Source organism: Embleya sp. AB8, assembly GCF_049739465.1.
Lineage (GTDB): Bacteria > Actinomycetota > Actinomycetes > Streptomycetales > Streptomycetaceae > Embleya.
This window is the reverse complement of the sequence record NZ_JBMHHY010000016.1, coordinates 73593-93181: the sequence shown is the minus strand read 5'-3', so window position 1 is coordinate 93181 and position 19589 is coordinate 73593. Positions and strand designations below refer to the sequence as shown.

General features: G+C 72.1%; 17 protein-coding genes. 9 read left to right on the top strand and 8 right to left on the bottom strand.

Annotated elements, in window-relative coordinates; genetic code table 11:
• Positions 1 to 168: 168 nt before the first annotated feature.
• Both ABIA38_RS24285 and ABIA38_RS24280 read right to left on the bottom strand, forming a co-directional pair.
• Positions 169 to 1158 carry an aldo/keto reductase gene (locus ABIA38_RS24285; RefSeq protein WP_424641045.1) on the bottom strand — a complete coding sequence of 330 codons (990 nt, stop codon included), beginning with the start codon at positions 1156 to 1158 and terminating at the stop codon, positions 169 to 171.
• A gap of 93 nt (positions 1159 to 1251) precedes the next feature.
• A complete protein-coding gene (locus ABIA38_RS24280; protein WP_424640909.1) occupies positions 1252 to 2673 on the bottom strand; it encodes a PLP-dependent aminotransferase family protein in 1422 nt (473 codons plus the stop codon).
• Positions 2674 to 2794: 121 nt separating this feature from the next.
• On the opposite strand from ABIA38_RS24280, the gene ABIA38_RS24275 reads away from it, so the two are divergent.
• The 4 genes from ABIA38_RS24275 to ABIA38_RS24260 all read left to right on the top strand — a co-directional run bounded on the left by ABIA38_RS24275 (position 2795) and on the right by ABIA38_RS24260 (position 7022).
• On the top strand, positions 2795 to 3661 hold the full coding sequence (locus tag ABIA38_RS24275) for an SCO6745 family protein (protein WP_424640908.1): 867 nt from the start codon (positions 2795 to 2797) through the stop codon (positions 3659 to 3661).
• Positions 3658 to 4452 carry a crotonase/enoyl-CoA hydratase family protein gene (locus ABIA38_RS24270; protein ID WP_424640907.1) on the top strand — a complete coding sequence of 265 codons (795 nt, stop codon included), beginning with the start codon at positions 3658 to 3660 and terminating at the stop codon, positions 4450 to 4452. Before ABIA38_RS24275 ends, ABIA38_RS24270 begins: the two co-directional genes overlap by 4 nt.
• 621 nt (positions 4453 to 5073) lie before the next feature.
• Positions 5074 to 6390 (top strand): hypothetical protein, encoded by a 1317-nt coding sequence (locus ABIA38_RS24265; protein WP_424640906.1) that lies wholly within the window; start codon positions 5074 to 5076, stop codon positions 6388 to 6390.
• A 65-nt stretch (positions 6391 to 6455) separates the two neighbouring features.
• Positions 6456 to 7022: a DUF1203 domain-containing protein gene (locus ABIA38_RS24260; RefSeq protein ID WP_424640905.1), complete on the top strand. Its 567-nt coding sequence runs from the start codon at positions 6456 to 6458 to the stop codon at positions 7020 to 7022.
• 137 nt (positions 7023 to 7159) lie between these two features.
• Here ABIA38_RS24260 and ABIA38_RS24255 read toward each other — a convergent pair whose 3' ends face one another.
• On the bottom strand, positions 7160 to 8026 hold the full coding sequence (locus tag ABIA38_RS24255; RefSeq protein ID WP_424640904.1) for an alpha/beta fold hydrolase: 867 nt from the start codon (positions 8024 to 8026) through the stop codon (positions 7160 to 7162).
• Between the two features lie 182 nt (positions 8027 to 8208).
• Between ABIA38_RS24255 and ABIA38_RS24250 the strand changes: the two genes are divergently transcribed.
• Positions 8209 to 8778, top strand: coding sequence for a Uma2 family endonuclease (locus tag ABIA38_RS24250; protein ID WP_424640903.1), 570 nt, complete (start codon positions 8209 to 8211; stop codon positions 8776 to 8778).
• Here the strand turns inward: ABIA38_RS24250 and ABIA38_RS24245 are convergent.
• Positions 8747 to 9769, bottom strand: coding sequence for an Lrp/AsnC family transcriptional regulator (locus tag ABIA38_RS24245; RefSeq protein WP_424640902.1), 1023 nt, complete (start codon positions 9767 to 9769; stop codon positions 8747 to 8749). The two genes, ABIA38_RS24250 and ABIA38_RS24245, sit on opposite strands and share 32 nt — an antisense overlap.
• Positions 9770 to 9855: 86 nt before the next feature.
• On the opposite strand from ABIA38_RS24245, the gene ABIA38_RS24240 reads away from it, so the two are divergent.
• On the top strand, positions 9856 to 11292 hold the full coding sequence (locus ABIA38_RS24240) for a UbiD family decarboxylase (RefSeq protein WP_424640901.1): 1437 nt from the start codon (positions 9856 to 9858) through the stop codon (positions 11290 to 11292).
• Complete coding sequence (locus ABIA38_RS24235; RefSeq protein WP_424640900.1) at positions 11289 to 11897, top strand: UbiX family flavin prenyltransferase; 609 nt, start codon at positions 11289 to 11291, stop codon at positions 11895 to 11897. Before ABIA38_RS24240 ends, ABIA38_RS24235 begins: the two co-directional genes overlap by 4 nt.
• Before the next feature lie 183 nt (positions 11898 to 12080).
• Here the strand turns inward: ABIA38_RS24235 and ABIA38_RS24230 are convergent, their stop codons facing one another.
• Positions 12081 to 13298: a beta-propeller fold lactonase family protein gene (locus tag ABIA38_RS24230; RefSeq protein ID WP_424640899.1), complete on the bottom strand. Its 1218-nt coding sequence runs from the start codon at positions 13296 to 13298 to the stop codon at positions 12081 to 12083.
• Positions 13298 to 14125, bottom strand: a complete 828-nt coding sequence (locus ABIA38_RS24225) for a polysaccharide deacetylase family protein (RefSeq protein WP_424640898.1) — start codon at positions 14123 to 14125, stop codon at positions 13298 to 13300. Before ABIA38_RS24225 ends, ABIA38_RS24230 begins: the two co-directional genes overlap by 1 nt.
• Before the next feature lie 470 nt (positions 14126 to 14595).
• On the opposite strand from ABIA38_RS24225, the gene ABIA38_RS24220 reads away from it, so the two are divergent.
• The gene (locus ABIA38_RS24220) at positions 14596 to 15246 is read left to right on the top strand and encodes a Type 1 glutamine amidotransferase-like domain-containing protein (protein WP_424640897.1); all 651 of its coding nucleotides are present in this window, start codon (positions 14596 to 14598) and stop codon (positions 15244 to 15246) included.
• A gap of 69 nt (positions 15247 to 15315) precedes the next feature.
• On the opposite strand, the gene ABIA38_RS24215 is transcribed toward ABIA38_RS24220, so the two are convergent.
• Positions 15316 to 16248 carry a hypothetical protein gene (locus tag ABIA38_RS24215; RefSeq protein WP_424640896.1) on the bottom strand — a complete coding sequence of 311 codons (933 nt, stop codon included), beginning with the start codon at positions 16246 to 16248 and terminating at the stop codon, positions 15316 to 15318.
• A gap of 207 nt (positions 16249 to 16455) precedes the next feature.
• Between ABIA38_RS24215 and ABIA38_RS24210 the strand changes: the two genes are divergently transcribed.
• On the top strand, positions 16456 to 17940 hold the full coding sequence (locus ABIA38_RS24210; RefSeq protein WP_424640895.1) for a hypothetical protein: 1485 nt from the start codon (positions 16456 to 16458) through the stop codon (positions 17938 to 17940).
• A gap of 392 nt (positions 17941 to 18332) precedes the next feature.
• On the opposite strand, the gene ABIA38_RS24205 is transcribed toward ABIA38_RS24210, so the two are convergent.
• Positions 18333 to 19589, bottom strand: coding sequence for a transglycosylase family protein (locus ABIA38_RS24205; protein WP_424640894.1), 1257 nt, complete (start codon positions 19587 to 19589; stop codon positions 18333 to 18335).

The following is a 19589-nucleotide window of genomic DNA, read 5'->3' as shown; positions in this document are numbered from 1 at the left end:
AAAGAATCCCCGATTGTTGATTCGCTCGGTTAAACGGACAGGAAGTCCCCGGATATTTCGATTGGCGACGTGACCTGGGTCACATTGTTCGAATCGGGTGTTCGTCGGGTGCTTGTCGGCTGGTCGTCGGGTGCTCGTCGGGTGCTCGTCGGGTCTCCCGCAGGCTCCCTACCAGGCGAAAGACTCCGGAGCCGGGCCCGGGCCGGGGAAGATCCGGTCGAGTTCGGCGAGCGCGTCCGCGTCCAGCTCGACGCTCAGTGCGCGTAGCGCCGACTCGAGTTGGCCGAGCGTACGGGGGCCCACGATCGGCCCGGTCACCTCCGGCCGGGTGAGCAGCCAGGCCAGCGCGACCTCGCTCGGCGGCGTGCCGAGCTTGGTGCACAGTTCCTCGTACGCCTCGATCTGCCCGCGCCGCGCGGCCAACTGCGTCTGCGCCCGGTCACCGCCCGTGCGATGCCGGCCGCCCTCGCGCTCCTTCTCCAGTACGCCGCCGAGCAGGCCGCCCTGTAGCGGCGACCACGGGATGACGCCGAGTCCGTACGCCTGCGCGGCCGGCAGTACCTCGGCCTCCGCCGCGCGTTCGGCCAGGTTGTACAGGCACTGCTCGCTGACCAGCCCGAGCGACGAGCGGCGGGCCGCGGCCTCCTGGGCCTGGGCGATATGCCAGCCGGCGAAGTTGGACGAGCCGACGTAGAGCACCTTGCCCTGGGCGACCAGCAGGTCCATCGCCTGCCACAGCTCCTCCCACGGCACCCGCCGGTCGATGTGGTGCATCTGGTAGACGTCGATGTGGTCGGTGCCCAGCCGGCGCAGGCTGTTCTCGCACGCCTGACGGATGTGCCGGGCGCTCAGGCCGCCCGAGTTGGGCAGATCGCCCCAGCTTCCGTAGACCTTGGTGGCCAGGACGACCCGGTCCCGATGGTCGCCGCGGGCCAGCCAGCGCCCGACCAGTTCCTCGGTCGCGCCCCGGGCACCGGCGCCGGTCAGCTGGGAACGTCCGTATACGTCGGCCGTGTCGAAGAGGTTGATCCCGGCGTCGAGCGCGACGTCCATGATCCGGCCGCTGTCGCGTTCGTCGGTGGCGGGGCCGAAGTTCATCGTGCCCAGGACCAGCCGGCCGACGGTGAGTCCGGTGCGGCCGAGTTGCGTGTAGGGCATGTCGATCGAGGGCGTGGCGGTGGGGGAGGAGGTCATGTCCTGGTCGCTGCCCAGCGCGGTGGGCGCGGAACCGCCGATCGGGCGCCGGGTCGGTCAGCGACTTGCCGCCAGCCGCCGGGTGTGCTCCTCCCACGCGGCGGTCAGTCGGTCGACGGCGGATTCGAGGGTGGCCGCCGATTCGGCGAAGGACAGGCGTACGCCGGAGCGGTGCCGGCCGTCCACGCACGCGGCGACGCCGGGGGCGACCAGGACGCCGTAGCGCGCGGCCAGGTGCACAAATGTGGTGGCATCGGCGACCGGCAGCGCGGCCCACAACGACAGGCCCGCCTGCGGCGGGTCCACCCGCCACGCCGGCAACTGGCCCGCCACCAGGTCGAGCAGCAGGTCCCGGCGCTCGGTCAGGGCGCGGCGCAGCCCGTCCTGCCAGGGCGCGTCGGCGGCGCGCAGCAGCCGGGCGGCCAACACCTGCGCCGGCACGCTCGGCGCCACCGCGCCGGTCGCGGCGGCCTGTGCCAGGTAGCCGCGCAGTGCGCCCGGGGCGCGCAGCCAGCCCACCCGCAGGCCGGCCCAGAACATCTTGGACAACGAGCCGATCGCGATCACCGCGTCGTCGCCGGCGGCGAGTGGGCCGGGCCGGTCGGCGCCCGGGGCCAGGTCCAGGCCGGCCTGGGCCAGGTCCTCGACCAGGACCGCGTCCCGGCCCCGGGACACCGCGAGCAGCGCGCGGCGCCGGGTGCCGGCCAGGGTCGCGCCGGTGGGGTCGTGGGCGGCCGAGGCGACCAGGATCACCGGCGCGTGCAGGCGGGCGGCGGCCCGGTCGACGGCCGCCACGTCCAGCCCGAGCGTGTCCACCCCGACGCCGATCAGCCGGCCCCCGGCCGCCGCCACCGTGGCGGCCAGGCCGGGTGTGGTCGGGCAGCCGGTGAGCACCGTGCGCCCCGGCGAGACCAGCGCCGCGATCACCAGGGACAGCGCGTGCCGGGCGCCGGCGGTGACGATCAGCTGGTCGGGGGTGGTCGGCAGGCCCAGGTGGGTGCTCAGGTGCGCGGCCAGTGCGGCGCGCAATTCGGGCAGGCCGCCGGGGTGCAGGCCGTGGCCGTCCCGACCGGACAGGGTGAACGAGCCGTCCACGGGCGGGAGATGGCCGGTGCCGGCTGGGACGGACAGGGACAGGTCGAGGACCTCGGCATCGGGGACGAGGCGGCGGACCGGGAGTACGGCGGCGGTGGGCGGGTGGGTCCAGCCGGGGCGCGGTTCGACGAACGTGCCGGCGCCCTGGCGGCGCTGGACCAGGCCGGCGGCGGCGAGCGTCTCGTAGCCGCGGACGACGGTGCCGCGACCGACGCCGAGGGCGTCCGCGAGCGGGCGCTCCGCGGGGAGGCGGGCGCCGGCGCCGGCCAGGCCGCGTTCGATCGCCTCGGCCAACGACTCGGCGATCCGCCGGTGGCGCGGGCCGGGCCGGGCCTGCCACTCGTCCAGGGCGATCCGTACCCACCAGCCCAGATCCTGGTCCATTCGCTCAGATTGGCACTGTCTCGGGCGTGGGACAACGGGCAGGGTGGCTGTCGTTATCGGTGATCGGTGCCGGTATTCGGCGTTCACCCGCCGTTGTCGGCTCGCAGGGAGAGGCCCGCCGTTGTCTTCCACCCCCACCCCAACCCTGGCCAGACGCTTCTGGGAAACGATCGAACCCGTCCACGCGGTCGCCTACTTCGCGCCCGAACCGGCCGAGGCGGCCCGCGCGTTGGGCCTGATCGGCTGGTGGATGGGGTACTTCGCGGGCCGCCTCGCGCCACTGGGCCCGCTGCGCGCACCCGAGGCCAACGCGCTGTGCTTCGCGTTCGCGCCCGCCCGGGTGGCCCGCGCGCTGCCGGACGCGTGGGCGTACACGACGCCCGCGAAGGTGCTGGACACCCGGATCGGCGCGGTCGAGGCGGCGCTGACCCGGGTCCTGCCTCCGGTCGGCGACCGCCTCCTCGAACGGCTCGCCGACCTGCTGGAGCGGGCCGTCGAGGGATGCGGGTACGAGGGCCGGCCGCTCGCCGCGGCCTGGTCGGGGGTGCGGCGTCCGGACAGTGTGGTCGGCCGGCTGTGGCTGGCCACTACGGTGCTGCGCGAACATCGCGGCGACGGGCACATCATCGCCGTCGTACACGCCGGCCTCACCGGCATCGAGGCCACCCTCACCCACGCCGCCACCGGCAACGTCCCGCGCGACCTGCTGCAGAGCAGCAGAGGCTGGTCCGACGCGCAGTGGGAACTGGCCCGCCGCCGCCTGGTCGCGCGCGGCCTGCTCGACCGCGACTCCCGACTCACCAAGACCGGCGGAGCGTTGCGCCGCGACATCGAACACGCCACCGACCGCCTCGCCGCCGACCCGGTCACCCTGCTGGGCGCCGCCGGCGTGGAGGAGGCGATCACGCTGGCCACGCCGCTGGCCCGACACCTGGTCGACAGCGGTCTGATCCCCGTACCCAACCCGATCGGAGCACCACGCCCGTGAAGCCCCAGGCACCATTCGACACGGTCCGCGTCGAGCGCGACGGCGCCATCACCACGCTGACCATCGACCGGCCGAAGAAGCTCAACGCGCTCGACTACGCCACCATCGACGCGCTCACCGCAGCGCTGGACGCGGTGGAGGCCGACGACACACAACGGGCTGTCATCCTGACCGGCGCGGGCGAGCGCGCGTTCAGTGCCGGTGCGGACATCGGCGACCTGGCCGGCAGCATCGCCGGCGGCGTCGATCGGGCGCTGCGCGAGATCGTCGGCCGCGGCCAGGGCCTGACCCGACGCATCGAGAACTTCCCCAAGCCGATGATCGCCGCAGTCAACGGCCTTGCCTACGGCGGCGGTTGCGAGATCACCGAGGCCGCACCGCTGGCCGTCGCGGCCGAGCACGCCACGTTCGCCAAGCCCGAGATCACCCTGGGCTTCCCGCCGCCGTTCGGCGGATCGCAGCGGTTGCCCCGGCACGTCGGCCGCAAGCTCGGCCTGGAACTGATCCTGACCGGCGACCCGATCGACGCCCCGCGCGCCGCCGAACTCGGCCTGGTCAACCGGGTGGTACCGGCCGAGGACCTGATGCCGACGGCGGTCGCCCTGGCCGAGCGGATCATCCGGCATCCGGCGAGCGCGGTACACGCGTGCCTGGCCGCGGTGACGCGGGGGATCAACCTGCCGATCGACGAGGGTTTGGCGGTGGAGGCGTCGTGGTTCGCGACCACGGTCCCGACGGCGGGCGTCACGGCGGGCCTGGAACGCTTCCTGAGCCGAACGCGGACGATGTAGGCGGGGGTTGGTCGCTGTTGGGTGCCGTGCCGGCCCGGGGTGCGGTCGCCGGGTTGAGGTGCGTCCCGGGTTGACTCGGAGCCTGGCTACCGGGCCGGGCCGGGACGCGTCCGGGGCCGACCCGGGGCGTGGCTGCCGGGCATGGATGCTTTCCGGGCCGGAGGCGTCCGGGGTAGGCGGGGGTTCGTCGTTGCCGGCGGTCTCCGCGCCGATTGGGGGCGCCATCGGGGCAGGGTGCTTCCTGGGTCGGAGGTGTGTGTTGCGGGCGGCTGTACACCGTCGTTCGTCGCCTTCGTGCCTATCGGGGGTGTCCCTGCCGGGGCGGGGTGCTTCGTGGGTCGAACGCGTCCGGTGTGGGCGGGGGTTCGCCGTCCGTGGTCTTCGTGCCGGTCGTGGCGCCGTGGCGTCGTAGCACTGCGGCGCCGAGGCCGGTTCGGTGTGTTCCCGGGCTGAACGCGTACTTTGTGGGCGGCGGTTCATCGATTGCGGTCTTCGTGGCGGCAGGGGTTCGTCGCCGGGTTGGAACGCTTCGTCGGCGAAATGCGTCCGTTGTAGGCGGGGGTCGGCGTTCGACCGCCCTCGCCACGGTCGGCCCGCCGACGCGGATCGCTCCCGATCCGCGTGGTCGGCCGGCCACGACGCAGGGGGACGATCCACATCGCCATCGCCGAACCCGGGCGAACCGCCAAGGAGCCGGGCGGACTTGCCGCCGATGTCGACGCCGACGCGGAAAACGCGGACGCGGATTCCCAGGCCAAGGCCGGTGCCGGTGTCGGTGCCGAGGGCGATGCCTCGGCGCACCGGGCCGGTGTCCGCGAGGTCGATGCGGCCGATGCGGCCGACGGTCGGGCCGACTCGCCCGAGGCCGACGGGCCCGCTGCGGCGCCGCCGCGTCGAGGGTGGTTGCGGCGTCGGTGGCGGTCGTGGAGTCGGTGGCGGCGGATCACCGTCGTCGTGCTGCTCCTGGTGAGTCTGCCGGTCGTACCCGTCGCCGCCGCCGCGCTCGCGCTGCGCCTGGAGTACGCCGGCGACCCGTCGGACCAGGCCCGTACCCGCGGCCGGGACGCGATCTGGCTCGGCCACGCGTGGGTGGACGGCCGCAAGGGCCCGGCCGAACTGGCCGCGCTGGCCGGGCGGTTACGCGGTACCGGCATCCGCGACCTGTACGTGCACACCGGCCCCCTCGAAGACGACGGCACACTTCCGGCCCGCGACTACCCCAGGGCGAGGTGGCTGATCGACGCGGTACACCACGAACTGCCGGGCGTCCGCGTCCAGGCCTGGCTCGGCAACATCGTCTCGCACGGCGGCCCCGGCCTGCACCTGGACCAACCGCGTGTCCGCGAGGCCGTCACCGCGTCGGCCGCCCACGTCCTCGATGCCGGTTTCGACGGCGTGCACTTCGACCTGGAACCGATCTGGTCCGGAAACGAGGACTTCCTGACCCTGCTCACCGCCACCCACGCGCTCACCACCGCCCGCGGCAGGCAACTCTCCGTCGCCGCCGCCCAGATCGACCCGCTGCCGGCCCTGCACTCGGCCGCGCAACTGCTTCGCGACCACCCGAAGTGGTGGTCCCAACGCTACTTCGGCCAAGTGGCCCGCCGCGTCGACCAGATCGCGATGATGTCCTACGACACGTCGATGCCGCTGGAGTCCCTGTACGGCGGCTACGTGGCCGAACAAACCGCCCTGGCCCTCGAAGCGACCCCGTCCCGGGTGGACGTGCTGATGGGCCTACCCGCCTACTACGCCGATACGTGGGGCCACCGCGGCTCCGCCGAAACCGTCCCGGCGGCGATCCGAGGCGTCCGCCTGGCCGTCACCCGGCACGCCCTGCACCGCCCCTCCGTCGGGGTGGCCCTGTACGTCGACTTCACCGCCACGGACGAGGACTGGTCGGCCTACCACAAGGGTTGGTGCCGCCTGGACTCGTAGCCCACCCCCAACGCGCCGTCCGAATCCCGCCGGCACCCGAGCCGAACCCCCAGCACCCTGATCCCATGACGACCGCCACCACGGCAACCACCGAATCCCCCGAGTCCACCGAATCCCCCGAGTCCACCGCATCAACCACCCCCGCCATCCCGACCTTCACCGTCCACGCGATCCCCCCGGACCTGCTCGGCAAGGTCCGCAGCACCGGCCTGGATGTCTCCGGCAACCCGATCGAGTTCCGCGTCGCCGGCGGCGGCGAACCGCTGCGCTGCTGCCTTCGCGAGGCCGCCCCGGCCGAACCCATCATCCTGTTCGGCTACGAACCCCCGCTCCCGACGAGCCCGTACCGAGAGATCGGCCCGGTCTTCACGCACGCCGCTCCCTGCCCCGGCCCCACCACCGACGCCTACCCGCCGCACTGGCGAAACCGCGCCCAGATCTTCCGCGCCTACGACGCCGACGGCCGCATCCACCCCACGTCCCGAGCGCACGACGGCGGATCCCCGGAGGAAACCCTCACCACGATCCTCGCCGACCCGGAAATAGCCCAGATCCACATCCGCAACATCACCTACGGCTGCTTCATGTTCGTTGTCACCCGCCCGACAACTCTCGCGACAACTCCCGCCTGACCCACGCGAGTTCGCGGGCCGCGCGGCCACGCGTCCGCGCGGCCACACCGAAGCGATTGCCGCGGCAGCCGGAGGAACCCAAAAGCACGACGCCCCCGGCAACCACGGTCGACGACAACCGATGTCTCGTCGACGGATCAGGCGTCGGGAGTGGCAACCGCCTGTTCAGCGGTAGGCCCGCCGGCCTCGACGTCCGGCCGGTTGCCCAGGAATCCGGCGACCAGGTCGCGGAATTCCGCCGGCTTGTCGATCCAGGGCCAGTGTCCGCATCCGGCCAGCACCTGCGACCGGGCGGCCGGGTAGCAGGACGCGACGAGCCGCGTCGGCGCGGTGCCTGCCACGCCGTCCTCGGCACCGGCGACCGCCAGCACCGGGCCGAGCACAGCGGCGCGGCGGGCAACTTCGGCGGTGGCAGCCGCGGTGGAGGCGGGGCGCACATAGAAGGCCTCGCGCAGCCACGAAGGCGGCTGCGGATAGCCGGCCTCGGCCTCGTAGTGCCTTCGTGTCGCCTCCGACCAGGCGCCGTAGCTCCACGGCGACACCCCGGCGGCCAGCGCCTCGGCACTTCCCGGCTCGCAGGCCCGCCGCTCCCGAATGGCAGCCACCTCGGCCTCGTCCACCTCCCGGGCGACCAGGCCGACCGGGGTAACCAGTACCAGCTTGCCCAACCGCTCCGGGTGGCGGGCCGCGAATTCCTGAGCCGTCAGGGTGCCGGCCGAGTGGCCGAGCACGTCCACCCGCTCCATGCCCAGGTGTCGGCGCAGTTCCTCGACGTCCCGGCCCTGCTCGGTGAAGGCGCAACTGCCACGGTCCGCGGGGACGTCGGACCGCCCGGCGGCCCGGGCATCGAGGAGTACCAGAGTGTGGTGGCGATCCAGTCCGCCGAGATCGCCGAGATCGCGGACGTCCGCCCCCGGCCCGCCCGCCAGGCAGACCAGCGCCGGGCCGCTCCCGGTGGTCGAGTAGTACAACCTGGTTCCGTCAAACGAAGTGAAGTAAGGCACGAGACGCATCCTCGCAGGGAATGGCTTCGCCGGTTGCGGGTGTTGTCCGTACCCGAACGTGACCGTCGGCGATCGGGCGCGGTCAGGTCATCCCGACCGGTTCGCCGGGATCAGGACGGCACCGGGAAGCGCCGCGCGGGCCGGGAGGCCGAGTCGTGGGTCGGCGGATGCAAGGATGGAGCATGGCTGATTTCCGGATCCCCGAGCGTCACGCCCAGTTGCTCGAGTACGCGCAGAGCCTGACCCCGCCATCTGGCTGGAAGATCGAAGTCTCCGGCGACGAGATCATCATGATGGCAGGGCCGTCGGTGATCCATCAGCGCAATCTGCTGATCGTTCGCGAGCAGTTCGACACGCATCGGCCGGGTGATCTGATGCCGAGCGAGAACACCGATCTGGCATCGCCGAATGTCGGAAAGTTGCGTAATCCGGATCTGACCTACATTCCCGTCGCGGTGGTCGAACTCGGCGGCAACGACGTGCCGGCGGAACTGGCGGCGATTGCGGTGGAGATCGTTTCGCCGTCGAATCCGGAGAATGATTTGGTCGGGAAGGTGCGGGACTACCCGCTGATGGATATCCCGCTGTACCTCCTGGTCGATCCGCGCGAGGCGGCGATCACGCTCTACTCCGAACCGGGTGACGGGCGTTACCACCGACAGTGGAACGGGAAGTTCGGGGACACCGTGCCGATTCCCGAACCCTTTGGGTTCGGGTTGGTTACCGCCGGGCTTGTTCGTTATCCGGTTTGATCGGGTGGACCTTCGGGATTGTGCCCACTCGTTTCACGGTGCGGATTATCGGGGCGGTTTCCACCGTTTCGATGCCTGGTAGTGGGCCCAGGCGGTCGGCCAGGTAGGTGTACAGGGCCTCGTCGTCGGCGGTCAGGGTGGTGGCCACCAGGTTGGTGCGGCCTGTGGTGGCGGCTGCGTAGGCGACCTCCGGGTGGGTGGCCAGGGTGGCGCCGATGGTGGCCAGGTGGGCCGGGCGCACGGTCAGCCACATGGCGGTGGCGGACGGGTTGCCGATCGGGCGTTCGTCGACTTCCAGGTCGAAGAAGAGGGCGCCGGCCGTGCGCAGGTGGGTGATCCGGCGGCGGGCCGTGGACTCGTGGCAGCGCGCGGTCGCGGCGAGCGCGGCGTGTGGGGCTCGGCCGTCGCGGCTGAGCACGGCGAGCAGGACGTGGTCGAGGTCGGTGAGTTCGACCGGGCCGGATCGGGCGTCGGGGGTCGGGTAGGGCGGGGCGAGCGCGTCCTGTTGGGCCTGGCTCAGGGCGGGCCGGCCGAGTACGCTCGCCGGGCCGTCCCACGAAGTGGGGCCGCCCTTGAACAGCCGCAGCAGGCGGTGTGCGGTGATCGAGGTGACCCGGCGGCCGGCCGGGATGCGGTCCAAGAGGAGTTCGTCGCGGTCGTCGTCGCCGGCGCCGGCCACCACCAGGTGGCAGACGATCTCGGTGCCGCCGGAGGCAAGCCGGACCCAGCGGGTGTCCTCGCGCTCGGCCAGCGCGCGGGCCAGACCGAGCGCCGCGTGCGGGACGCACTGGAGGCGCAGCACCCACACGCTCTGCCCGACCGGTCGCGGGTTGAGCCGGCCCACCACGCGCAGTGCGGCGGTCTCGCGCAGGCGCGCATAGCGCCGGGCCACCATCTGGTCGGAGACGCCGAGCGCCGACGCGATTCGGCGCAGCGGCGCGCGTCCGTCGATTTTCAGTGCGTGGATCAGCTGTAGATCGAGGTATTCCACGTATAGGGAGTCTATATCCGGCAGGATCCGGCGTCCGGCTCGCGACTCGTTGCCTCGGGTGGTGGTGGGTTCGGATCCTCGTTCCCATGAGCAATTTCAAGGATCTGCGGCACTACATCGAGAACCTGACCACCACCCTCGGCGCCGACGAGGTCCGGCAGGTCGACGGCGCCGACCGGGACGCGGACATCGGCGGGATCACCGAGCTGATGGCGGAGCGTGAGGGGCCCGCGCTGATGTTCGACAACATTCCCGGATTCCCGGCGGGCTTCCGGGTGTTCACCAACTTCATGGGTACGCCGGCGCGTACCGCGGTGGCCCTGGGCCTGCCGCCGGACACCGCCAAGCTGGACATCGTGCGGGCCTGGAAGGACCTGAGCAAGCGGCTGGAGCCGATCCCGCCGGTGACCGTGGACACCGGTGCGGTCCTGGAGAACGTACTGGTCGGGGACGACGTGGACCTCGGCATCTTCCCCGCACCGCAGTGGCACGACGCGGACGGCGGTCGGTACATCGGCACCGCGTGCATGGTGATCACCCGCGACCCGGACACCGGGTGGGTCAACGTGGGCACCTACCGGGCCTGCGTCCAGGGTCGGGATCGGCTCTCGCTGTGGATGCTGGGCAACCGGCACGCCCGGGCGATCGCCGAGAAGTACTGGGCGCGCGGGCAGACCTGTCCGATCGCGGTCGTGGTCGGCCAGGACCCGATCCTGTCCACCGCGGCGGCGATCGCGGCGCCGGCGGGGATGTCCGAGTACGACCTGGCCGGCGGGCTGCGCGGGGAGGGCGTCGAGGTGCTGTTCGCCCCCGGCAGCGATCTGCCGGTACCGGCCCACGCGGAGATCGTGATCGAGGGCGAAATGCCGTCGCCGGCGGAGGAGTCGGTACTGGAGGGCCCGTTCGGCGAGTGGACCGGCTATTACACGCACTCCGGGCAGGAGACGGTGGTGCGGGTGACCCGGATCCTGCACCGGAACGATCCGATCATCCTGGGCGCGCCGCCGATGTTGCCCACCGTGCCGGCCGGCGATCAGGCGGTGCCGCTGTACTCGGCGTCGGTGACCTGGGATCACCTGGAGGCGTCCGGCGTACAGCACGTCAAGGGTGTATGGGCCTACGCCCGTCAGCTGATGATGGTCGTCTCGATCGAGCAGACCGGCGCGGGCGACGCGATGCACGCGCTGTTCGCGGCGCTCGGCCGCAAGCGCACCGGCGGGATGGAGCGCTACTTCGTGGTGGTCGACGAGGACATCGACATCACCGACATCAACCACGTGTTGTGGGCGATGTTCACCCGGGTCGACCCGGCCGAGTCGATCCAGGTGTTGCGCGCGCCGACCACCGCGATCGATCCGCGGCTGTCGCCGGACAAGCGGGCGGCGGGCGATCTGTCGATGGGCGTGGTGTTGATCGACGCGTGCAAGCCGTTTGCGTGGAAGGACCGGTATCCGGCTGCCAACCGCTTCGACGAGGCGAGCCGCGAGGCGCTGCGCCGGCGCTGGGCGGGCGTCCTGTCGTGACCACCGTCGCCGCTCCCGGCCGGCTGATCGTCGGGGTCACCGGCGCCACCGGGGCGCCGATCGCGGCCCGGATGTTGGAGATCCTGCGCCGGGTGCCGTACCTGGAGACCCATCTGATCCTGAGCACGTGGGCCCGCTCCACGATCGAGGTGGAGACCCCGTACTCGGTCCGCGAGTTCAGCGAACTGGCCGATGTCACGCACAGGTTCGGCGAGCTGGGGGCGACCGTGTCGTCCGGGTCCTATCCGGTCGCGGGCATGGTGGTGGTGCCGTGCAGCATGAAGTCGCTCGCGGCGATTCGGCACGGGTTCGCGGACAATCTGCTCACTCGGGCGGCGGATGTCACGCTCAAGGAGCGGCGTCCGCTGGTGCTGGTGCCGCGCGAGACGCCGCTGAGCGAGATCCATCTGGAGAACATGCTGGCGCTGGCTCGGATGGGGGTGCGGATCGTGCCGCCGATGCCGGCGTTCTACGACCGGCCGGGCAGTGTCGCCGAGGTCGTGGACCACATCGTGATGCGCGTCCTGGACCAACTCGGCCTGCCCGCCGCCGACGCGGAACTCGGCGAGCGTTGGCCGGGATTGTCCGACCTACGCGCCCGGTGAGGTGGAGGCGGTGAAGTGGAGGCAGTGAAGCGGATGCGGTGAGGCGGAGGTGGTGAAGCGGATGCGGTGAGGCGCGGGGTGCGGCGCAAGCGGCGAGGGATGCCCGTCCCTCGCCGCCCGCGTGTGTGGGCACCCGGCGCCGCGCCCGGTGCCGGTGCCGCGCCCGGCACCAGGGTCGTCCGGTCAGCGGAAGACGCCGGTGTGGCCGAGCGAGTAGCGGCCGGGTTGCGGGTAGACGCACAACCCGTGCGGGCCGATGCCGACCGGGATCCGGGCGAGCAGCTTGCCGTCGGTGGTGTCGATCGCGTACACCTCGGCGTTGTACCGCCCGCTGAGCCACAACACCTTGCCGTCGGCGGACACCCCGCCCATGTCCGGGCTGCCGCCGCCGGGGAGTTGCCACTTGGCGGCCAGCGTGCCGGTGGCGAAGTCGAGTACCGAGATCGAGCCCTCGCCCCGGTTGGAGATGTACAGGCTCTTCGAATCGCGGCTGGCGTAGAGGCCGTGCGCGCCCTTGCCGGTCTTCAGCTTGGTGGGGGTGGTGAAGGCGTCGCCGTCGAGCACCCAGACGCCGTCGGCCATCATGTCGGCGATGTACCAGGTGCGGCCGTCGGGGGAGATCTTGACGTCCTGCGGCATCGAACCGGACTGCGGGATCTTCTGCTTGGCCAGCACCTTCATCTCGGCGGTGTCGACCTTGAGCAACTCGCCGGAGAACTCGCACGAGACGATGAAGTACTTGCCGTCGGGCGAGAAGTCGGCGTGGTTGACCCCCGCGCACTGGCTCGGCACGGACTTGACCACGGCCATCGTGTGCGCGTCGCGGAACACCAGTTGGCGGTCCATCGAGGCCATCACGACCGCGTATTTGCCGTCCGGCGTGAAGTAGAGGTTGTACGGGTCGTGCACATCCACCGGCTCGCCGGTCTTGCCGGTCGCCGGGTCGAGCGGGGTCAGCGTGTTGCCGAGGTCGTTGTTGACCCACAGGGTCTTCAGGTCCCAGGACGGCACCACGTGTTGCGGCTGCCGGCCGACCTTGATCGTCTCGACGACCTTGTAGGTGGTCGGGTCGATCACGCTGACCGTGTTCGACTCGGTGTTGGGTACGTAGACCCGGGACGGGAAGTCCTTGACCGCGTCGGCGAGCATGCCGGGGCGGTCGGCCGCGTACAGGTCGTGCGGGTCGAGCGGCGGGGGCATCCCGGGGAGCAGGTTCGCGGTCGCCGCGGCCGGCTCGGGCGCCGGGGCCGAGGGGACGACGGCCGCAGGTTTGCTCGGGGAGGGCGTCGCCGTCGACCCCGTGGAGGACCCGCAGGCGGCGGCCAGCAGGCAACATCCCGCCAACAGCAGGGCGGCCGGGCCGGGGACGCGGCGGCGGGTGGGGGATAGGTGAGTGGTCATCAGGTGACGAGCTCCGACATCGTGACCGCCCGCAGACCGCGGGTGCGTAGGCCGTCGAGGATGGCGGGCATCGCGGCTACGGTGCCCGGGTGTCCGAAGTGCAGGCTGACCACCGAGCCCGGCCGCACCGCGGTCAGCACGGTACGGGTGACGGCGGCGGGGCCGGGGTCGGTGAAGTCCAGTGAGTCCAGGTCGTAGCCCAGGCAGTGCGCGTATCCGGCGCGGCGGGCCTGGTCGCCGACCAGGGCGGTGCAGTCCTTGGCCCGGGAGGGGCGGAACCAGCGGCCGATCGAGCCGGTGAGCCGGCGCAGGCGGTCGGCGCACTGGGTGATCTCGGCGTAGGTCTGCTCGGCGGACATCGTGGAGATGTCGCCGTGATGCATGGTGTGATTGCCCAGCTCGTGGCCGCGGGTGAGGACTCGGTGGGCCATCTGTGGCTGTTCGTCGAGCCACGAGCCGACGGCCAGTACGGTGCCGTGCGCGCCGGCCGATTCCAACTGGCCGAGCAGCGATTCGGCGAGCTGCGGACTGCCCTGGCCGTGGAAGGTCAGCGCCACCTGGGGGCGACCCGCGGGGCCGGAAGTGAGCTGGAACGGCAACCCGGCGGGCAGCGGTGGTGGCTCCGGATAGGCGGCCGGCGCGGAGCTGTTGCCGCCGGTTGTTCGTGCGGCGGAGGAGGTGGACGCGTGCGGGGACGCCTTTGGGGACGCCGGCGGGGACGCCTGCGAACCCCCGTCGCCACACCCGGACGCCACCGCACCGGCGGCACCGAGCGCGGCGGCGCGGGCCAACTGCCGAAGCAGGCTCCGACGATCGAGAGGCGTCACCCTGGCGACCCTACGGGTCGAGGCCGCCCGAGAGCAGTAGGTGTGCGCTTGACTACTCAGCGTGTCGCACGCACCTCGCTGCGCTCGGCCCTGCCTGGTGCCGGCGCGGTGCCCGTCGCGGGCCGGGCCAGCCTGCGGCTGTGGCGTCCTCAAACGCCGGACGGGCTGGTTTGGTTGGCGTTTCGGGAGCTGGTTGCGGTTCGGGGCGGTGGGCTGGGGCCGGGCCGGGTCGGGTCGGTGTCGTTGCTGGGCTTGGCATTGCCCGGTGCGCACCTCGCTGCGCTCGGCCTTGCCTGGTGCTGGCGCGGGGTCCGTCGCGGGTCGGGCCGGTCTGTGGCTGTGGCGTCCTCAAGCGCCGGACGGGCTGGATTGGTTGGCGTTTCGGGAGTTGGTTGCGGTTTGTGGCGGTGGGCCGGGGTCGGGTCGGTATCCGGCTCCGGGCCGTGGTCGGCTTCGGTTAGGGTCCGGTGATGCGGTTGTATCTTTCGTCTTTTGGGGTCGGGGACCACTCGGCGCGGTTGCTCGCGTTGTTCGAGCGGGCCGAAGGGGCCGAGGTTGCGGTGGTCGTCAATGCGATCGACGAGCGGCCGGCGGCCGTGCGTGCGCTCGGGGTCGAGCAGGAGTCGGATGCGATGCGGGCCCTGGGGCTGCGGCCGACCGAGGTCGACCTGCGTGCGTACTTCGATCGGCCCGCCGCCGAAGTCGCCGCCGTGCTGGGCCGGTTCGCCGCAGTGTGGGTGCGCGGCGGCAATGTGTTCCTGCTGCGCCACGCGCTGGCCCGCAGCGGGGCGGACACCGTACTGGTGGACCTGTTGCGCCGCGACGCCATCGTCTACGCGGGCTACAGCGCCGGTGCCTGTGTCCTCGCGCCCAGCCTGCGCGGGCTCGAACGGTGCGACGACGCGGACGTGGTGACCGCGCTGTACGGCGACCCGGTGTGTTGGGACGGCCTGGCGGTGCTGGACCACGCCGTCGTACCGCACTTCGACACCCCCGGTCACCCCGAGAGCGAGGTACTCGGCCGGGTGGTGGCCGAATATCGCGCCTCGGGCGTGCCGCACCGCACGCTGCGCGACGACCAGGTGCTCGTACACGACGGCGACCGCGTCGAGGTGCACTGACCTCGACCGGCGGCCGGGCGGCGCCGCCCCGTGGTGGGCGCCGTCCGGCCGTACCGAGGTGTCCTGGCCTCAGCCCTGCGTCGGCGGCACCGCCCCCTGCCACGCGCGCAGGATGTTCAGCGCCTCGATCGTGACGCCGGGGCGGGACTCCACGCGTACCGTCGGGGACCACTCCGCCCAGCGGATCGGCCAGCCCCCGTCGGCCTCTTGGGCTTCGGCCAACGCGCGCAGGCCCACCCGCAGTTCCGCGTCGGTGAACCAGGTCCGGGCCACGTTGTCCGGGTGTGGGGCGTAGTCGTGCGGCAGGTGGTATTCGCCGACCGCGTAGCCGGGGGCGAGTCGGGCGCGGTCCGGGTGCGCCGGGTCGAGCAGGACCAGCCTTTGCTCGCGCACCAGTTCGCCCAGCCGGCGGGACTGCCGCTCGGCCCAGGCCCGATCGGGGGTGTGGTCGAGGAAGGTGACCGCGGCCTCGATCTCGTACGGGTGGGTGTCGGCCAACTTCTCCACGGCGGTGTGGCAGAACTCGGTCGCCGCCGTCACCCACGCGTGTTCGACCCCGGCCCGGAGCAGCGGCCCGAGGATCCAGCCGGTCGGAATCAGGCCGGCCACCGGCGGCTCCGGGACCACCAGCCACGGCGGGTGCGGGTAGTCGCGCAGCGCGGGCAGCGCCGGTGGCACCCCACCGACCTCCGTGGACACGCTCGCCAGCCAGTCGCACAGCCGGGACATCCGGGCCGCGTCGCGCAACGCGTCGGTCTCCACCAGGACCGGCATCGCTGTGCGCAGGGTGGCCGGGTGCGGTACGGGTCCGCGTACGTCCGGCTCCAGGCCGTACGCGTAGCCCCCGTCCGGGGTCAGGTAGGCGTCCAGCGCGGCAAGCACCCCGGCGGGCGCCTCGCGATCGCCGAACAGGTATGCGAAGCGGCGCTGTTCCAGCACGCGACCGGATGTCCACAGGAACTGTTCGGCCCGCGCGAGCATTTCATCCGTGATCCATTGCATGTCTCGACGCTAGGTGTCCGACCGCGACCGGTCTTGAACGAATCGGACATCGGGCGCGTCGCCGAGGGATGCGTGGCCGGTGCGTGTCGGGACGTGGGCCCGGCGGTGACGGTTGGTGGAATTCGACCGCGCGGGGGTTGGCCCGCGAGCCCTTCGCCGGCCACGGTGGGCGGGTCAGGCTCGCCGATTTTGTTCGGGGGATTGCTCGTGTTCGCTCGATCTCGCATCCAAGGGCCGCGCCGCGCCGTGTTGGCCGGCGCCGTACTGGCCGCCGCGGTCGGCCTGGTTGGTCCGGTCCCGGCGGCCCAGGCCGCCGAGTCGGCCGAGTCGGCCCAGTCGGCCGATTCGGCCCAATCCGCCGACGCGCACGGCACGTTCTCCGTGCGGCGTGGCGGCCGTCCCGTCGTGGTCCCGTTCCGGACCGGGCGCGACGGCGAGGCGCTGGTCACGCTGACCCTGGCCGCGCCCGGCGTCGACTGGGGCAAGGCCGGCGCGGAGTCGGCGGTCGTACAGCTGTTCGTCGACGGGCGGCCCGCCGGCGACGTGGTGGTGTTCGGCAACGAGCCGACCGAGCGCAGCTTCGCGCTCGGCGCGCTGCGCAAGGGCCGGCACGAACTCGGCGTCAAGTTCGCCGAGGACCGCTCGCCGGGCGGCACCGTGGTGCGGATCTCCCGACTGCGTACCGAGAACATCGCGGTCGGCGACCGGCGGCACGCCGTGGCGGCGAATGCGCCGATCCTGTACGGCCGAAACATCCCGAACAACCCGGGCGGCGCGACCGGCCCGTTCCAGAACGCGGTCACCGACACACCCATCCTGGCCTGGTCCCAGGAGGCGCCGGCGCCCACGGCCGGGCATCGGATACTGACCTACTCGATCATCTGGAGCAACGAGGACGGCGGTACCTCGACGCCCGCCCTGATGGCCCGTTGGGGTCGGACCACCGACATCGAGTGGGTGTACCACGTCGAGGTGGACGGCCGTGGCAAGGTGGTGCCGGGCACGGCGTTCTTCCAGTCGGCCGAGCACGGCACCCAGCCGTTCACCGGGCGCTACGAGGACGGCCATCCGCTGCTGCAGACCTGCACGTTGAACAACAACATGTGCGATGTCGTGGACGACCCGATGCGGTTCGCGCCGTCGGCGATGGAGCGGCTGGCCGACCCGACCAAGACCGCGCGCGAGGAGATCATGGACCGGCACCCATGGGTGTATCCGGTGATGGCCAAGGAGATGCGCCGCGAGGGCCGGGTGGTCGCCGACCCGCCGGCCGACACCACGACGCTGATCGCCGACCCGCAGGACTACCTGTACGCGGTGGTCCGCAAGACCACGTCGGCCAAGCCGCCCGGCGCGACCGGCTGGAACGGCGTCGCGCTCGGCGTGCGGATCAAGGGTGACGCGACCCTGTACCGCTCGGACCGCGGCCGGCCGGACTGGTCCCTCGAGCGCGACCTGCCGGCGGCGACGACGGTACGGCTCCCGCACGGGACCAAGGCGTCGGACATCGTCGAGGTGGTGGCGATTCGCACGGTGAAGGGGGTCGATCCCGGGTCCACCATCACGGTGAACGGGATCAACCGGGCGTTTGTGCTGGACCGGAACGACCGGCCGGGAGCGGCGGTGCCGGTCCACCCGAAGCCGGTCACGCTGACCGCGGCGGCGCCGGAGGCGGTGCTGTATCGCCGGTGAGCCGGTTGATACCGGACGCCGGCCGGGCTTGATGGGGTGTTCTCAAGCGCGGTCGGACACCGGTGCCGCGCTCCGCGACGGGCGCGGCACCGGGGATACCGAACGCCGGCCGGGCCGAATGCGGCCCGGCCGGCGTTCGGGCTCCGTCGTGGACCCGGCGCGGCCTGCGGCCCAGGCGTCCTCAAACGCCGGACGGGCTGTCTTGGTCGGGGTTGTGCAGAATCGGTTGCGGTTTGCGACCGGGGCGCTCGCCGGGCCGGAACGCCGCAAGGGCCGGGCTCGTCGACTGGTGGTCGACGGGCCCGGCCCTTTGGCTACCGCGTTACTGCGCTACTGCGTTTTTGCCGTGCTGCGTTACTGCCGTACTACGGAACTGCCCGGTGACGCGACGATCAGAGGTTGACGCCGTGCGCGCGCAGGTAGGTGACGGGGTTGATGCCGCTGCCGTAGTTCGGGGTGGTGCGGATCTCGAAGTGCAGGTGCGGGCCGGTCACGTTGCCGGTCGCGCCCGAGAGGCCGATCTGCTGGCCGGTGCTCACCGTGGCGCCGGCGCGGACGCCGATGCTGGAGAGGTGGGCGTACTGCGAGTACTTGCCGTCCGCGTGCTTGATCACGATCTCGTTGCCGTACGCACCGCCGTTGCCGGCGCTGACCACGGTGCCCGAGGTGATCGCCTTCACCGGGGTGCCGGTGCCGACCACGAAGTCCTGGCCGGTGTGGCTGCCGCTGGACCACATGCTGCCGCTGGTGCCGAACGCGGTGCCCAGGGCGCCGTTCACGGGGGCGACGTAGCCGGACGAGTTCACCGCGGTGCTGCCGGCCTTGGCCGAGGTGTCCTTGGTGGTGTCCGCGGCCTTGGCCTTGGGGGCCACCTGCACCGACGCCGACGGCAGCGACTCGGTCTTGGTCTCGGTCTTGGCGGCCGGGGCCTCGGTCTTGGCGGCGGCCGTGGCCTTGCCGGCGAGCGAGAGCTTCAGACCGATGTCGATCAGGTCCGGGTTGCCACCGATGGCGGCCTTGTTGTCGGCGTACAGCTTGTGCCAGCCGCCGGCGATGTCCTTGTCCGCGGCGATCTTGGACAGGCTGTCGCCCTTGACCACGGAGTACGTGGTGGTGGCGGCGGTGGCCTCGGCGGCCGGGACGACCTCGATCTTCGGGGCCGGGGCGGTCGTCGGCGCGTCGGCCGGCTTCTCGGCGGCCTTCGGGGCGACCTTGACGGTGGTCTTGGCCGAGCCGGACTTGGCGCTCGGAGTCACGCCCGGGGTCGCCATGCCCTTGGTCAGGCCCGCCGGGCCCGAGGTGTTCGGCCACGCGCCGGGACCCTGGACGGCCAGGACCTTCTCGGCGATGGCGATCTGCTGCTCCTTGGTGGCCAGGTCGGCACGCGGGGCGTACTGCTGACCGCCGAACTCGTTCCACGTGCTCTGGGTGAACTGCAGGCCACCGTAGAAACCGTTGCCGGTGTTGATCGACCAGTTGCCCGAGCTCTCGCCCTGGGCGACCTTGTCCCACACGGAGACGGGGGCGGCGTTCGCGGTGGTCGCGAAACCGGTGATCAGCGGGGCGGCGACGATCGCGCCGGCCAGGCCGAGAGTAAGCGCGAGACGCGCGTTCTTGGGCTTGCGGGCAGGGGTGATGAACGACTGCAC

Excerpts from the sequence above, each read along its gene's own strand:
- ABIA38_RS24285 (WP_424641045.1), bottom strand. The coding sequence starts at position 1,158 with ATGCCCTACACGCAACTCGGCCGCACCGGACTCACCGTCGGCCGGCTG.
- ABIA38_RS24280 (WP_424640909.1), bottom strand. The coding sequence starts at position 2,673 with ATGGACCAGGATCTGGGCTGGTGGGTACGGATCGCCCTGGACGAGTGG.
- ABIA38_RS24260 (WP_424640905.1), top strand. The coding sequence starts at position 6,456 with ATGACGACCGCCACCACGGCAACCACCGAATCCCCCGAGTCCACCGAA.
- ABIA38_RS24250 (WP_424640903.1), top strand. The coding sequence starts at position 8,209 with ATGGCTGATTTCCGGATCCCCGAGCGTCACGCCCAGTTGCTCGAGTAC.
- ABIA38_RS24240 (WP_424640901.1), top strand. The coding sequence starts at position 9,856 with ATGAGCAATTTCAAGGATCTGCGGCACTACATCGAGAACCTGACCACC.
- ABIA38_RS24230 (WP_424640899.1), bottom strand. The coding sequence starts at position 13,298 with ATGACCACTCACCTATCCCCCACCCGCCGCCGCGTCCCCGGCCCGGCC.
- ABIA38_RS24220 (WP_424640897.1), top strand. The coding sequence starts at position 14,596 with ATGCGGTTGTATCTTTCGTCTTTTGGGGTCGGGGACCACTCGGCGCGG.
- ABIA38_RS24215 (WP_424640896.1), bottom strand. The coding sequence starts at position 16,248 with ATGCAATGGATCACGGATGAAATGCTCGCGCGGGCCGAACAGTTCCTG.